This window comes from Streptomyces sp. I05A-00742, from assembly GCF_013055795.1.
In the GTDB taxonomy this organism is placed as follows: Bacteria; Actinomycetota; Actinomycetes; order Streptomycetales; family Streptomycetaceae; genus Streptomyces.
The window spans coordinates 19,122-33,594 of sequence record NZ_JABETO010000021.1 but is presented as its reverse complement, the minus strand read 5'-3'; the positions used below and the strand labels follow the sequence as shown (position 1 = coordinate 33,594).

Here is a 14,473-nt window from a genome sequence, read left to right as displayed (position 1 = left end):
GTTGGCGGAGCAGGACTGCGATGCCTCATGGGTCACCCTCCCCCCACGAGCAGGTCCAGCGCATCCCCCGCGACCGGCTCTCCGCGGGCCACGGCGTCCGCCACGTCGCCCACCGTCGTCAGATCGCCGACGAGGATCGCGCCCACCGGTACATCGTCGCGCAGCACCAGCTTCCGGTAGGTGCCGCGGGTGGCGTCGGCGAGGGTGACGGCCTCCGTGCCGGCGCCCGTCCCCGTCGAGTCGCCGAACGCGGCGACCTCCAGCGGACCGGCGCCGAGGCGGACGAGGGCGGGCGGGACGGGACAGGCCCGGCCCCGGCGGCCTTCGGCGAGAGCGGCCGCCAGGGCGTCGGCCTGCTCCCAGGCCGCCTCGGCGCGGCCGTGCAGGACGTGGCCGTGTTCGGCGCAGTCGCCGATCGCGTGGACGTCCGGGGCGGAAGCGGCGAGGGTGTCGTCCACGACGACGCCGGACGCCACCTTCAGCCCCGCTGCCCGGGCCAGTCCGGCGCGGGGGCGCACCCCGCAGGCCAGGACGGCGAGGCGGGCGTCGATCCGCCGCCCGTCGGCGAGTTCGAGACCGGTGACGCGGTCGTCGCCGAGCAGCCTCGCGGCGGGGCCCCGGTGCACGGTGACGCCGGACGCCTCAAGGGTGCGGCGCACGGTGGCGGCCGCTCCGGCATCGAGGTGACGGTCCATCAAGTGAGCCGCACGATGGACGAGATGGACCGGAAGGCCGCCCGCCGCGAGGGCGTGCGCGGCCCCCACGGCGAGGACGCCGCCGCCCACGACGACGGCCGCCCGCGCGTCCCGGGCGTCCTCGGCGATACGGGCGCAGTCGGCGAGGGTGCGCAGCGGGTGGACGCCGGCCTTGGGCGCACCGGACGCGGTGCGCAGTCCGCCCAGGTCCGGCAGGACCGGTGCGGCGCCGGTGGCCAGGACCAGCGTGTCGTACCCGGCGGTCGTCCCGGACACCGTCCGCAGCGTGCGTGCCGCGGTGTCGACGGCGACGACCGGGTTGCCGGTGCGTACGGTGGCGCCGCCCGTCGGCAGGGCCAGGGTCGCGGGCGCGTACCGGCCCTGGAGCACGCCGGTCAGGAGGGCGCGGTTGTACGGGGCCTGGGGTTCCGCCCCGTACAGGGTGACCTCCGCGCCGCCGGGCGGCGCGAGCGCGAGGAACTGCCGGGCGAACCGGGCGGCGGCCATGCCGGCCCCGACGACGGCGACGCGGCGCACGCTGCGGCGGGGCAGGCCGTACGGCGCCCGCGGCCCGGTCCCGCGCACCGCGCGCGGCGCGGGACGCGCGCTGTCCACGGCGTGGCCCAACGCGTGGTCCGCCACGGCCGCTTCGGCGGTCTCCGGCACGGCGGTCGCCTCCGCGACGGACGCCACGCACACCCCGTCGCCGCCCTCCGGACCGCCGGAGGTCGTCACCGTACGAGCGCCGGCCCCGCTCATCGCGTCCCCTCCCCCGCCGCCTCCACCCGTACCGCGCAGACCTTGAACTCGGGCATGCGGGAGACGGGGTCGAGGGCCGGGTTGGTGAGGGTGTTGGCGCGGCCGGGGCCGGGCCAGTGGAAGGGCATGAAGACGGTGTCGGGGCGGATGCGGTCGGTCACGAGCGCGGGGGCGGTGGCGCGGCCGCGGCGGCTGGTGACGGTGACCGGGTCGCCGTCGGCGACGCCGAGCCGGGCCGCGAGGCGCGGGTGCAGTTCGACGAACGGGCCGGGTGCCGCCCGGTCGAGCTCGGGGGTGCGGCGGGTCTGGGCGCCGCTCTGGTAGTGCGCGAGCACGCGGCCGGTCGTGAGGCGCAGCGGGTAGTCGGCGTCCGGTTCCTCGGCCGCCGGCCGGTGGGAGACGTCGGCGAACCGGGCCCGGCCGTCGGGAGTGGCGAACCGGTCGAGGAACAGCCGGGGCGTCCCGGGGTGGCGGGGCTCCCTGTGGCCGGGGCGCGGGCAGGGCCAGAAGACGCCGTCCTCCGCCCTGATCCGGGCGTAGGTGATGCCCGAGTAGTCGGCCTGGCCCCCGGCGGACGCCTCCCTGAGCTCCTCGAAGACCTCCTCGGCGGCGGTGGGGAACCCCTTGTCGACCCCCAGGCGCCCGGCGAGCCCGTGCAGCACGGCGAGGTCCGTCCGGACGCCGTCGGGCGGGTCCAGCGCGGCCTGCCGGAGGATGACCCGGCCCTCCAGATTGGTCATGGTGCCTTCCTCCTCGGCCCACTGGGCGGTCGGCAGGACGACGTCGGCGAGCGCGGCGGTCTCGGACAGGACGAGGTCGCAGACGACGAGGCAGTCGAGGGCGCGCAGCCGTTCGGTGATGTGGGAGGCGTGCGGGGCGGAGACGACCGGGTTGGACCCCATGAGCAGCAGGGCCCGTACGCCGCCGTCGGTACCGAGGGTGTCGAGGAGTTCGTAGGCGGACCGGCCGGGGCCGGGGAGGGCGTCGGGGTCGACCCCCCACACGCCGGCGACGTGCGCGCGGGCCGCGGGGTCGATGATCGACCGGTAGCCGGGCAACTGGTCGGCCTTCTGGCCGTGTTCGCGGCCGCCCTGGCCGTTGCCCTGTCCCGTCAGGCAGCCGTAGCCGCTGTGGGGGCGGCCCGCCCGGCCCGTGGCCAGGCAGAAGTTGATCCAGGCGCCGACGGTGTCGACGCCCTTGCTGTGCTGCTCGCCGCCGCGGGCGGTGAGCACCATCCCGCTGGGGGCGGCGCAGAACAGCTCCACGGCCCGGCGCATGGCGGACACGGGTACGCCGGTGATGCGTTCCGCCCGCTCGGGCCAGTGGGCCATGGCCGCGGCGCGGGCCTGCTCCCAGCCGGTCGTACGGGCGGCGACGAAGTCGTCGTCGACGCGGCCGTCCGCGACGACCAGGTGGAGCAGGGCGAGGGCGAGCGCGAGGTCCGTGCCGGGGGCGGGCCGCAGATGCAAGTCGGCCATCTCGGCGGTCCGGGTGCGGCGCGGGTCCACGACGATCAGCCGCCCGCCGGCCGCCTGTTGTTCGCGCAGATAGCGCACGGCGGGCGGCATGGTGTCGGCGGGATTGCCGCCGACCAGGACGAGGCAGCCGGTGCGCGCGACGTCCGCGAGGGGGAAGGGCAGCCCCCGGTCGAGGCCGAACGCCGCCCGCTGGGCCGCCGCGGCAGACGACATGCAGAACCGGCCGTTGTAGTCGATGTTGGCGGTGCCCAGTACGACGCGGGCGAACTTGCCCAGCAGGTAGGCCTTCTCGTTGGTGAGCCCGCCGCCGCCGAACACCCCCGCCGTGTCCGGCCCGTGGCGCGTGGCGGCGTCCGCGAGCCCCCGGGCGGCCCGGTCCAGCGCCTCGTCCCAGCCGGCCTCCCGCAGCCGGCCGGTGCGCGGGTCGCGGACCAGCGGGGCGGTCAGCCGGAGCCGGCGGGAGAGCACGGCGGGGGCCGAACGCCCCTTGCCGCACAGGGCACCGCGGTTGACCGGGAAGTCCGGGCGCTCGTCCACCTCCACGCCCGGCCCGTCCGGACCGGCCGAAACGATACGCCGCAGCCGCATCCCGCACTGCAGGGCGCAGTAGGGGCAGTGGGTATCGGTCGGCCGCGCTGCTGAGGTCATGCCTGGAAGCGTCATCCGTCCTCGTTACCACGGCGCGACGACCACGTTGCCACTCGCGCACGTCCCGCACATCCCGGGCGGTACCCGGTGTGCGCCGCCCGACACATTCCCGTACCGCGGGGCGCCCGGGCCTAACGCCCCCGTGACGGCGGCGCAACGGCCCCTTAACGCCCGTCGGCGACTCTCGGCCCATGGGAACAGCCGTACCGGGGCCACCCGGGGAGCCGGAGGGTCCGCTGACCGGATTCACCGTGGGCGTCACCGCGGACCGGCGGCGCGACGAACTCGCCGCGCTCCTGCGCCGCCGCGGTGCCTCGGTGACCGTGGCACCCGCCCTGCGCATGGTGCCGCTCGCCGACGACGCGCTGCTGCGCGAGGCCACCGAGGCGTGCCTGGGCGGCGGACTGGACTACGTGGTGGCCACCACCGGCGTCGGCTGGCGCGGCTGGGTGAGCGCGGCGGAGGGCTGGGGGCTGAGCGAGACGCTGCTCCGCGCGTGCCGGGAAGCGGTCGTGATCAGCCGCGGCCCCAAGACCACCGGCGCGCTGCGCGCCTGCGGGCTGCGCGAGGGATACGCGCCGGAGTCCGAGGCCCTGGACGAGGTCCTGGCCTGGCTGCTCGCCCGCGACATGCGCGGACGGCACGTCGCGGTCCAGGAACACGGCGCCCCGCTCACCTGGTTCACCACCGCGCTGCGGGCCCGGGGCGCCACCGTGACCGTGCTCCCCGTATACCGCTGGGGCCCGCCCGAGGACCCGGACGCCGTGCGCAGGCTCGTCGTCCGGACCGTCCGGCGGGAGATCCACGCCCTGCCGTTCACCAGTGCCCCGGCCATCGAGGCGTTCCTCGCCGCCGCGGCGCCGGGGGCGGAGCGGGAGGAGCTGCTGACCGCGCTGCGCCACGACGTCCTGCCGGCCTGCATCGGCCCGCTCTGCGCCCGCCCGCTGCTCACCGCCGGGGTCCCCTGCGCCTGGCCCGAACGCGGCCGGCTCGGCGCGCTGGTCCGCGTCCTCACCCACGAGCTGACCCGCCGCCACCGCAAGGAACTGGCCACCCCCGCCGGGCCCCTGGTCGTCCAGGGCACCGCCGTCCTCACCGGCACAACCGTCCTGCGCCTGCCCCCGCTGCCCGCCGCCGTGCTCGCCGCCCTCGCCGAACGCCCCGGCGCGGTCCTCGGCCGGGCCGAGCTGCTGCGCCGCGTGTGGCAGGCGCAGGACGGCCGACGGCCGGACGAGCACACGCTGGAGGCGGCGGTGGGCCGGCTGCGCACGGCGCTGGGGCCGTACGGGCATTTGGTGGGGACGGTGACGAAGCGGGGGTACCGGCTGCTGGCGACGGGGGCGGAGCCGCCGCCGTTCTGATGACGGCTCGCGTCGAGTCGAAGAGATGGGCGCCGGGCGCGAACTGGCAGCGGACGACGGGACGTTCCCGCCACCATCATCGGCGGATCGTGTCCCCGCGCCATGCCTCACCCGCCTCCGGAGCCGGCCGGACAGTGGCGCGCGACGGTGTCGGCGAAGGCGCGGGCGAGCGGAGGGAGGGCGTCCCAGCTGCGGACCGCCCAGCCGACCGGCAGAGGCGGCAGATCCGGCACGGGCAGGAACCGCAACGCGCCGTCCGACGGGCCGGCCGGGTTCCAACCGGGCAGAGCGGGGACCACGGCGTGGCCGACACCGAGTTCCGCCAGCAGCACGGCGGTGTCCCAGTCGGCGATTCCGTTGTCGGACACGGGGTGGACGCCCAGGCGGGAGAAAGCGGTGTCCAGTTGGGCCCGCGAGGAGCAGCTCTCCGGGGGCCGGATGTGGCGGACGCCCATGAGGTCGGCGGTCCCGATCCGTGACCGGCGGGCGAGCGGATCGTCGGCCCGGACCGCCAGGACCCACGGCAGCTCCACGACGGTCCGCTGCTCGATCCCCCGCACCGGGCTGCCGATGGTCACCCAGGCCAGGTCGACCCCACCGTCCGCGAGGGCGTCGAAGCAGCTCCGGCTGGAGGTCACCGTCCGGAACTCCATGCTCGCGCCGGGATGGAGTTCGCGGAAGGCGACGATGGCCTCGGACATGAAGTGCCGTACCGTCGTCGCGCCCGTCGTCACCCGCACCGATCCGGACTCGCCGCGCGCGAGTTCGCCGAGCCGGCGCAGCGCGAGGTCCAGGCCGACGATCCCCTCCATGGCCGCCGTCTGTAGGACGCGGCCCTCCGGGGTGGGCACGACGCCGCGCGGACGGCGCTCCAGCAGCCGCACTCCGGTCTCGCGTTCCAGCCGCTTCACATGCTGGCTCACCGCCGACTGGGTACAGGACAGGTCCCGGGCGACGGAACTCAGGCTGCCGGCCTGACAGACCGCCAGGAAGACGCGCAGATCCTCGAAAGTCATGGGCACGCGGGTCACGGTACGCCGCGCCCCGACCCAAGCGATTCCTGGGGGCTGTGGAAGGAAACCTGAGGATTGACTTGGCCTCCGAGCACGCCCATGATCGCAGTGGGCCCAAGGGCGGCAACCCGTCCCGTCCCTTCCGCCGGTTCCGGAGCCGGTCGAGGGGGCGGGACGGGTGCCGACCCGCCACCTGAAAGGAACCCCCCATCGTGCACCGTACCGAAGCGCCCACCGACCGGGCCGCCACCCCGTCCTTCCGCCCCCGGACCGTCGCCGTACTCGGCCCCGGCGGGGTCGGGGGCCTGCTCGCCGCGCTGCTCTCGCGCGCCGGCCACCGCGTGATCTGCGTCGCGGGCGACAGGACCGCACAGACCCTCCGCCGCACCGGACTGCGGGTGAGCAGTTCCCAGTACGGCTCGTTCAGCACTCCGGTCGCGGCCGACACCGCGCTCCGCGAACCCGTGGACCTGCTTCTGGTGACGGTCAAACACACCACGCTCGACGAGGCCCTGGACCGGGTACCCCCACAGCTCCTCGGAGCCGACGGAATGGTCCTACCCCTGCTCAACGGGGTCGAGCACCTGGCGGTGCTGCGCGCACGCTTCGGCGCGCGGCGGGTCGTGCCGGCCGTGATACGCGTCGAGTCCACCCGCACGGCGCCCGGCGTGATCGAGCACGGCAGCCCGTTCACCGAGATCGATCTGGCCGGGCCGGAGGAACGGCTCGCCCCGCTGGCCGCGCTGTTCACGGCCGCGGGCGCGGACACCCGCGTCATGCCGGACGGGAACGGCGAGTCCGACGAGAACGACGAGAACGCGATCCTCTGGGACAAGCTCGCTTTCCTCGCCCCCTTCGCCCTGCTCACCACCCGCCACCGGCTGCCCATCGGTGACATCCGCTCCGGACGGCGCGAGGAACTGACCGCCCTGGTCCAGGAGGCCACCGCCGTGAGCCGGGCCTGCGGCGGCTCGGGAGACGCCGCCCGGGTCCTGGCCCGGTACGACGCGTTCCCGCCCACCACCAAGTCGTCCATGCAGCGCGACGCGGAGGCAGGGCGTCCGCTGGAACTCGACGCGATCGGCGGAGCCCTGCTGCGGGCGGCCGGACGGCACGGCGTCCATGTGCCGCTCACGGCACGGCTGGTGGCGGAACTCGGCCGTGAGCAGCACGAGTCCCGGCCGGCCCCCGGTCTTCCCGGGCAGGGCGTCACGGCCTCGCCGTGAGCGGTGGCCGAGGTGCCGGGCCGCCTGACGGCCCGCTGGTTCGCCGTGCTCCCCGGAGGACCCGTCAGAGAGCCGTGATGCCCCGGTCCACCGCCGCCACCAGCATGGCCCCGATCGGGATCAGCTGCTGGTTCAGCGCGTCGAGCGCCTGCCGTTCGGTCTCCGGGATGTGCCACTCCTCCCACCAGCCGGCCTCCTCCGGCGAGCACGACTCGAACGCCTCGGCCTCCCAGGCCCGCAGCAGATCGGCGGCGTACGGCACGGCCGGTCTGGCCTGGTGCGCGTAGGCCTCCAGCAGCGCCACCATGTGGCTGTCCGGCAGGTAGCCGCGCCAGGCGGCCAGCAGTCCGTCGACGATGCCGACGACGTCCTCCAGCCACAGCACGTGCTGGGTGACCCAGCCCTGCGGGTCGGGGCAGACGGGCATGCCGGGCAGCAGACGCCGGTCCAGCCCGTCCCGGCGGAGGAAGAACTCCTTGCCCAGGGCCACCTCTTCACCGGTGGGCAGCCAGGCGTTCCGACTCAGGGCGGTCACGGCGGCATCGAAGGCGTGGGTCGTCATTCCGCCAACCCTACGCGGTGCCGATGGGCCGGTCCGAGAGTATCCCCTCGTGCTGACGATCGATCGCGAAACAAGGTTTCCGCTGTTCAGGGGCGTCTTCGAGGCCCATCTGACGATCCGCTGCCCAAACGAGGGACCGGCCTTCCCGGAACGGCACGCCGCGGAGCGCGGCCTGAAGTTCGCCGACATCGCGCTCGGCCGGGGCAGCACCCCGGCCCAGCCGATGCCGGCGCTGCGCGCGTCCGGGTCCGTGGCGGCGGTACGGGACGCCGTGGAGGCGGAGATCCGGGCGGCCGCGGAGGCGGGGTTCGAGGTCGTCCGGGCGAAGACCGAGGCCGAACCCGGCGCCGAGGGCGTCCCGGTCACCGACGCGGAGGCCCGGGAACTGGGCTCCCACTACTACTTCGAACACCACATCAAGCTGCTCCTCGACACCGGTACGGACACGGCGGCACTGGCTCGCCTCGTCGAGCCGCACTCCGCCCACCTGTCGTACAACGCCCGCCGGGTGCGAGAGGACGGCCGGCGGGAACGGTTCGTCACCCAGCGCTGCCGACTCGTCGGCGGCCGCACCGCCGGGACGCGGCTGGACGCGCTGACGGACGCGGTACGGGCGGCCGGCTACCGGATGCTGTCGGCGGAAGGGGAGTTCGTCGTATGGGACAGCGACGAGTCACTGGACGACGGCTGGATCACCGAGCACCCACCACGATAATCACGCGCCTCCCGGCCGTAGTTCGCCGATCATGAGCGCATGAGCACCTTCTACCACGTCTGTTTCGTCGTTCCGGACCTCGATCGGGCCATGCGGGACTTCAGCCGGTCGGCCGGGGTGGAGTGGAACCCTCCCCTGGCCGACCGGCTGGGTGCCGGGCGCACCTCCGATGCCCGTGCTCCAGGAGGAGGGCACCGGCGCGTGACACCCCCGGCGGCGACCCGCCCGCGGACGCGGGGACCGTGGTCACCCCGTGGAGGCGACGGCGGTCCTCCTGCGGGCGCGGTACGCGGCGGCCTTGAGCTTGTTGCCGCAGGACTCCATGCCGCACCACTGGCGCCGTCCGCCGCGCGAGCGGTCGATGTAGACGCGGGTGCACTCGGGGTTGCCGCACTCCTTGAGCAGGGGGACGTCCGGGCCGCTCAGCAGTTCCACCGCGTGCCGGGCGACGGCGGACAGCGCTTCGCGTTGCGTCGCCGCCGTCCAGCGGCCGGAGTGGGTCAGCTGCGGGGCGGCGGGGGGCCTGCGAGCCGCGTCGTTGACCACGGCCAGCGCGTCGTCGTCGAAGTCCGAGCGGAGGCGCCGGGCCGTGATCAGCCGGTAGGCAGCCTCCCGTACGGTCGTCGCCCGCTCCACGTCGGCCTGTCGGGCGGGCGAGACGGAGTCGACGAGGCCGGATTCCAGGTACCAGGCGTCCAGGCGGTCCGGTGCCGCGAACATCTCGAATCGCGCCGTGCGGCGGGCCCGGAGCGTGGCCGCGAAGTCCAGGGCCGGATTGCCGCACACAAAGACATGATCCAGGTTCACGTCACCATCGTGACGGGTGACTATGGCGCTCGCAAGATTCGTCGGGCGCCACCGGCTGAGCCCTTTCCGTGGAACTCGGCCGGATCCCGCGTTCCGGGCGGCGCGCCGGCGCCTCACGCGTGCGGTCCCCCCGTCTCCGTCAGCCCGCCGTCGGCGACCCGCAGCCACCGGCCGACGCCGATCCGTTCGAGGAAGCGCTCGTCGTGGCTTACCACCACGAACGCGCCGCGGTAGCACGTCAGGGCACTCTCCAGCTGGGCCGCGCCGACCAGGTCGAGGTTGTTCGTCGGCTCGTCCAACAGCAGTAGCTGCGGGGCCGGTTCGGCACACAGGACGCAGGCGAGCGTGGCGCGCAGGCGTTCGCCGCCGGAGAGTACGCGCACGGGCAGGTGCGCTCGGGGGCCGCGGAACAGGAAGCGCGCGAGCAGGTTCATCCGTTCCGCCTCCGGCCGGTGCGGGGCAAACACGGCGAAGTTCTCGGCAACGGTGCGGTCGGGGTCGAGCAGATCCAGGCGCTGTGACAGGGAGGCGATCCGGCCGTCGGCACGCTTGATGTTCCCGCCGTCCAGGGCGAGGTCACCGGCGATCAGCCGCAACAGCGTCGTCTTGCCCGCGCCGTTGGGCCCGGTGAGCGCGATGCGCTCGGGCCCCCGGATCGTGAGGTCAACGCCGTTCCCCGCGAACAGGTCGCGCTCGCCGCGGCGGACCCGCATCCGCTCGCCCAGGATGACGGTGCGTCCGGCGGGGACGTCGGTGTCGGGCAGTTCCAGGACGAGCCGCTGCTCGTCCCGCAGGGCGCGTCCCGCTTCGTCGAGCCGGGCCTGTGCCTCGTGGACGCGGGTGGCGTGCGTCTGGCCCGCCCGGCCGGCGGATTCCTGGGCGCCGCGCTTCATGTTCCCGGCGAAGATGCGCGGGAGGCCGGCGTTCTTGAGGTTGCGGGCGGCGTTGCTCGCGCGGCGCTCGGCGCGTTCGCGGGCCTGCTGCATCTCGCGCTTCTCCCGCTTCAGCTCCTGCTCGGCGTTGCGTACGTTCTTCTCCGCGACGTCCTGCTCGGCGCGTACGGCCTGCTCGTACTGGGTGAAGTTGCCCCCGTGGAGCCGCAGTTCACCACGGTCGAGTTCGGCGATGCGCTCCATGCGGTCCAGCAGGGCCCGGTCGTGACTGACGAGCAGCAGGCTGCCGTTCCAGTCCGAGAGCACGTCGTAGAGCCTGTGGCGGGCTTCGAGGTCGAGGTTGTTGGTCGGTTCGTCCAGCAGCAGCACGTCGGGGCGCTTGAGCAGCTGCGCCGCCAGACCGAGGCTGACGATCTGGCCGCCGCTGAGCGTACCCAGGGTCCGGTCGAGGGCGAGGCGGCCGAGGCCGAGCCGGTCGAGCTGGGCGCGCGTGCGCTCCTCGATGTCCCAGTCGTCGCCGATGGTCGTGAAGTGCTCCTCACTCGCGTCGCCGGACTCGACGGCGTCGATGGCGCGGATCACCGCGTCGACGCCCAGGACCTCGGCCACCGTCGGTTCGCCGGTCAGGGGGAGGGTCTGCGGGAGGTGGCCGATCGTGCCGTGCACGGTCAATGACCCTGCTGTCGGCCGCAGTTCACCGGCGATCAGCTTCAGCAGGGTGCTCTTGCCGGAGCCGTTGGGCGCCACGAGTCCCGTACGGCCGGCGCCTACGGTGAAGGACAGGCCCTCGAAGACCGGGGTGTCGTCGGGCCAGGAGAAGGTCAGCTGGGAGCAGATGACGGAAGCAGCGTCGGACATGGGGATGACCTCGTGAGGGAACGAGGGCAGAGCACTCCCCGGGGGTAACCGTTGTACGGAAACCGCCATGCGAGAGCACTGCGCCCTGAGACAGGGAAGATGGGGACGGCGATATGACCACAACGGCGGTACCGCCCAAGGCGCGCCTGCCGGTGGTCGATCGGATCCGGGTATCACCCGGAGATGTCGTCGTCACCCAACATGTCTGGTCTCCTCAACGAAAGATCACTTACGCGGCCACTTTACCAGGCTCGGCTCGACCGCCCCAAAGCCTTTTTACCCCTCCGCCGGGACCTGCTCTCAGAGCGCCAGGTCCCACGCCAGGCAGGTGAGGAAATCCCTCACCTCGGGGTGGCCGCTGTCCCGCCCCGGGCCCCTCTGCGAGGCCGCCTTCACCTCGACCATGTCGTCGTAGGCGATCCGCTCGGGCAGCGCGCCGAACCGCGCTTGGCGCACCGCTGAGTCACTGTACCGTGTGGTGTGGTCGGGCCTCGTCATTTTCCCGCTCCCTCGGTTGTGTCGTGCCCGACATGGCTTTCCGGCCGATGCCAGGCAATTCAGCTCGGTCTTACGTCAGTTGATGCGCCGTCAAAGACGGTTGGCGTCGATGACGGCTCGGGCGAACGCCTCGGGCGCCTCCTGCGGCAGGTTGTGGCCGATGCCCTTCAGCGTCCGGTGCTCGTACGGGCCCACGAATCTGTCCCGGTACATGGAGCCGTCGCCCGGGACCGTGAACGGGTCGCGCTCGGCGTCGAGCGTCACCGTCGGCACGGCGATGACCGGCCGGGTGGCGAGCCGCTTCTCGTACGGCTCGTAGCGCCGTTCCCCCTCGGCGAGGCTCAGCCGCCAGCGGTAGTTGTGGATCACGATGGCGGCGTAGTCCGGGTTCTCGAAGGCGGCGGCCGTGCGCTCGAAGGTGGCGTCGTCGAACTCCCAGGTCGGGGACACGGTGTCCCAGACCAGCCGTGTCAGGTCGTGCCGCTTGCCCTTGTCCTCCATGGCGATCCGGCCGCGCTCCGTGGCGAAGTAGTACTGGTACCACCAGGCGTGCTCGGTCGCCGGTGCCAGCGGCTGGAGGTTCGTCTCAAGATTGACGACGAGGTAACCGCCCACCGACACCAGGGCTTCGCAGCGCTCGGGCCAGAGCGCCGCGATGATGTCGGCGGTCCTGGCTCCCCAGTCGAATCCGGCGAGCACCGCCTTCTCCAGGCCCAGTGCGTCCATGAGGGCGACGGTGTCGAGGGCGATGGCGGACTGCTGCCCGTTCCTGAAGGTCCGGGGAGAGACGAAGCGCGTCGTGCCGTGGCCGCGCAGATAGGGCACGATCACTCGGTGGCCCTCCGCCGCCAGCAGGGGCGCGACCTCGGCGAAGCTGTGGATGTCGTACGGCCAGCCGTGCAGGCAGATGACCGGCGACCCGTGAGCCGGCCCCAATTCGGCGTAGCCGATCTCCAGCAGACCGGCTCCAATCTTCTTGAGCGGGGGGAACGCGCCGCGCCCGCGGGAACCGGCGGCGGTCGCGGCGGTCGCACCGGCCCACCGCTCCGTCCCGGCCGAGGCGTGCGCCGGCTCCGGCACTCCCGGTACTCCCGGAAGCCCGGTCACCGGCGCGGCGACCGCGCCGCCGGCGCCCAGGCCGAGCACCTTGCCGAACGTACGCCGATTGATCACGTGAAGCCCTCCGTGCGTCTCGAAGTACCGGTCCACGACCGGTCCGCGCCTGGCAGGAGATCCCGCACGCACCGGAGGGCCCCGAGGACCGCCATGAGCGTGCCGGACGACTATGGCACAGCATTCGTCACCGGTCAAACAGGTGACGACCGCCAACACGCCGCACTCCAGGGACGTTTGATCGCCGAGTCCGGCCGGCAATGATGCGCCCCTTCGGCGTTCTCCGGCGGCTGGACGGCACCTTGTCGAGACAGGTTCCGCGGCTGCGGCTTCCTCGACGCCACCACGGAGCACCCCGAGCCCGCGCACCCGGTACGTTCTTCGTCGCCGAGCACCGCCGCCGGTTCCGCGGCGTGCTGCGCGCAGTGGTCGCGCGCGCTCGTCCGCTCGTCACCCCCCGCCGGACGCTGGCCTGTCACGCTGCCGGATCTTCGGCCCGTTCTCTCCTTCCGCGGGACAAGGCCCGAAGCGAAGAATCACCGCATGTCCATGACCTTCTCCAAGAGAACACCGGTCACCCCTGTGCGTCGGCTCGGCGCCCTGGTACTGGCCGGGTTACTGGTCTGCGCGATGCTTCTGGCCGGCGGAGGGCCCGCGGCCGCCGCCAACCCTGACACCCACCGCCTGGCCACCTGGAACATGCAGGTCGGGTCCCCGCGGTGGGCGGGCGTGCGGACGCTGTCACGCACCTTCGACGTCGTGGCCCTCCAGGAAGTGCCCAGAGCCGCACCCGGCGGGTCCCATCTGCTCGGCCAGAACGGCAACATCCGCTCATACCTGTGGGACATCGGCAGCGGTCAGTACCGCTACCTGCACATCCTCAACCAGCGCTCCCGCAACCTCGGCCTCGTCACGTCCTTCTACCCGGACTCCGTCCGCGAGCTGACGGGCGGCTACCGCTCGGCCCTCGCGGCCGTACGCCGCGAGGACCGGACGGTCTTCGCCTCCGTGCACGCGGCGTCCAACGGCGGGCGGCCCAACGACGCGGCCGGTCTCATCCGCCGGGTCGCCCGGTACGCGTCCGGCAACGGCATCGCGAACTGGGTCGTGCTCGGCGACTTCAACCGCTCCCCCCAGGCCGTCGCCAACGACGGCGTTCCGCAGAACACTCGGATCTACAACAGCGGGCAGGCCACCCAACAGAGCGGCAACGAGCTGGACTTCGCCGCCTCCAACGTCAACACGCAGAACTGGCACGCGGCCGTGAACCCCAACTACGGCAGCGACCACTGGCCCGTCGGCTTCTCCACCCTGCGCGCCTCGGGAAGCCCGCGGGACGTGACCATCCACGCGGACAACAGTGACCGGCTCCTCGACGTCTACAACGGCCAGACCGCCAACGGCAGCCACGTGATCATCTATCACGCCAACGGCGGCAGCAACCAGCTCTGGCGTCTGCTGCCGGTCGGGCGTCCCGGCGACTCCGGCCAGCCGCTGTACCGCCTCCAGAGCGTCAGCAGCGGCAAGTGCCTGGACGTCAACCGGGGGCAGAAGAGCAACAACGGAGACTTCCTGAACATCTGGGGCTGCCACGGACCCAACGGCGAGCCCGACCCGGGCGGCTACCAGCGCGACACCCAGAACTTCACACTGGAGCACCCCGACTGGCGCTTCCCCAACCTCACCGTGCTGCGCAACAACGGCACCGACCGGTTCGCCAACGTCGACCACAACCGCACAGGTGACGGGACCTGGCTGATCCAGTGGCCGTACCAGCGGAACCCCAACGGCACTCCGGCCATCAACGAGACCTTCTACTTCCACCCCCGTTTCTGAACCCGCCCCGA

The 14,473-nt window shown here is 73.3% G+C and carries 12 protein-coding genes; 4 read left to right on the top strand and 8 right to left on the bottom strand.

The window, feature by feature from the left end; all coding sequences use genetic code 11:
* Positions 1–32 precede the first annotated feature (32 nt).
* Both HN013_RS20235 and HN013_RS20230 read right to left on the bottom strand, forming a co-directional pair.
* A complete protein-coding gene (locus HN013_RS20235; protein WP_171168211.1) occupies positions 33–1,454 on the bottom strand; it encodes an NAD(P)/FAD-dependent oxidoreductase in 1,422 nt (473 codons plus the stop codon).
* Entirely contained in the window at positions 1,451–3,580 is a 2,130-nt protein-coding gene (locus HN013_RS20230) for a molybdopterin oxidoreductase family protein (protein ID WP_171168209.1), read from the bottom strand. Before HN013_RS20230 ends, HN013_RS20235 begins: the two co-directional genes overlap by 4 nt.
* 191 nt (positions 3,581–3,771) lie before the next feature.
* On the opposite strand from HN013_RS20230, the gene HN013_RS20225 reads away from it, so the two are divergent.
* Positions 3,772–4,941 carry a uroporphyrinogen-III synthase gene (locus tag HN013_RS20225; protein ID WP_171168207.1) on the top strand — a complete coding sequence of 390 codons (1,170 nt, stop codon included), beginning with the start codon at positions 3,772–3,774 and terminating at the stop codon, positions 4,939–4,941.
* A gap of 107 nt (positions 4,942–5,048) precedes the next feature.
* Here HN013_RS20225 and HN013_RS20220 read toward each other — a convergent pair whose 3' ends face one another.
* Positions 5,049–5,957 carry a LysR family transcriptional regulator gene (locus HN013_RS20220; RefSeq protein ID WP_171168303.1) on the bottom strand — a complete coding sequence of 303 codons (909 nt, stop codon included), beginning with the start codon at positions 5,955–5,957 and terminating at the stop codon, positions 5,049–5,051.
* 209 nt (positions 5,958–6,166) lie between these two features.
* Here HN013_RS20220 and HN013_RS20215 point away from each other — a divergent pair, with 209 nt between their 5' ends.
* Positions 6,167–7,180 carry a ketopantoate reductase family protein gene (locus HN013_RS20215; protein ID WP_171168206.1) on the top strand — a complete coding sequence of 338 codons (1,014 nt, stop codon included), beginning with the start codon at positions 6,167–6,169 and terminating at the stop codon, positions 7,178–7,180.
* A gap of 64 nt (positions 7,181–7,244) precedes the next feature.
* On the opposite strand, the gene HN013_RS20210 is transcribed toward HN013_RS20215, so the two are convergent.
* Positions 7,245–7,742, bottom strand: coding sequence for a hypothetical protein (locus HN013_RS20210; RefSeq protein ID WP_171168204.1), 498 nt, complete (start codon positions 7,740–7,742; stop codon positions 7,245–7,247).
* A 49-nt stretch (positions 7,743–7,791) separates the two neighbouring features.
* Between HN013_RS20210 and HN013_RS20205 the strand changes: the two genes are divergently transcribed.
* On the top strand, positions 7,792–8,457 hold the full coding sequence (locus tag HN013_RS20205; protein WP_312018660.1) for a hypothetical protein: 666 nt from the start codon (positions 7,792–7,794) through the stop codon (positions 8,455–8,457).
* Between the two features lie 246 nt (positions 8,458–8,703).
* Here the strand turns inward: HN013_RS20205 and HN013_RS20200 are convergent, their stop codons facing one another.
* From HN013_RS20200 to HN013_RS20185, 4 genes are all read right to left on the bottom strand, one after another.
* On the bottom strand, positions 8,704–9,264 hold the full coding sequence (locus HN013_RS20200; protein WP_171168202.1) for an ABATE domain-containing protein: 561 nt from the start codon (positions 9,262–9,264) through the stop codon (positions 8,704–8,706).
* A gap of 113 nt (positions 9,265–9,377) precedes the next feature.
* Positions 9,378–11,015 (bottom strand): ribosomal protection-like ABC-F family protein, encoded by a 1,638-nt coding sequence (gene abc-f, locus HN013_RS20195; protein ID WP_171168200.1) that lies wholly within the window; start codon positions 11,013–11,015, stop codon positions 9,378–9,380.
* A 300-nt stretch (positions 11,016–11,315) separates the two neighbouring features.
* On the bottom strand, positions 11,316–11,471 hold the full coding sequence (locus HN013_RS20190; protein WP_312018659.1) for a hypothetical protein: 156 nt from the start codon (positions 11,469–11,471) through the stop codon (positions 11,316–11,318).
* A gap of 132 nt (positions 11,472–11,603) precedes the next feature.
* Positions 11,604–12,686, bottom strand: a complete 1,083-nt coding sequence (locus HN013_RS20185) for an alpha/beta fold hydrolase (RefSeq protein WP_171168196.1) — start codon at positions 12,684–12,686, stop codon at positions 11,604–11,606.
* Positions 12,687–13,169: 483 nt separating this feature from the next.
* Here HN013_RS20185 and HN013_RS20180 point away from each other — a divergent pair, with 483 nt between their 5' ends.
* Positions 13,170–14,462: an RICIN domain-containing protein gene (locus HN013_RS20180; RefSeq protein ID WP_171168194.1), complete on the top strand. Its 1,293-nt coding sequence runs from the start codon at positions 13,170–13,172 to the stop codon at positions 14,460–14,462.
* Positions 14,463–14,473 lie beyond the last annotated feature (11 nt).

Excerpts from the sequence above, each read along its gene's own strand:
- HN013_RS20235 (WP_171168211.1), bottom strand. The coding sequence starts at position 1,454 with ATGAGCGGGGCCGGCGCTCGTACGGTGACGACCTCCGGCGGTCCGGAG.
- HN013_RS20220 (WP_171168303.1), bottom strand. The coding sequence starts at position 5,957 with ATGACTTTCGAGGATCTGCGCGTCTTCCTGGCGGTCTGTCAGGCCGGC.
- HN013_RS20210 (WP_171168204.1), bottom strand. The coding sequence starts at position 7,742 with ATGACGACCCACGCCTTCGATGCCGCCGTGACCGCCCTGAGTCGGAAC.
- HN013_RS20180 (WP_171168194.1), top strand. The coding sequence starts at position 13,170 with ATGTCCATGACCTTCTCCAAGAGAACACCGGTCACCCCTGTGCGTCGG.
- abc-f (WP_171168200.1), bottom strand. The coding sequence starts at position 11,015 with ATGTCCGACGCTGCTTCCGTCATCTGCTCCCAGCTGACCTTCTCCTGG.
- HN013_RS20225 (WP_171168207.1), top strand. The coding sequence starts at position 3,772 with ATGGGAACAGCCGTACCGGGGCCACCCGGGGAGCCGGAGGGTCCGCTG.
- HN013_RS20230 (WP_171168209.1), bottom strand. The coding sequence starts at position 3,580 with ATGACCTCAGCAGCGCGGCCGACCGATACCCACTGCCCCTACTGCGCC.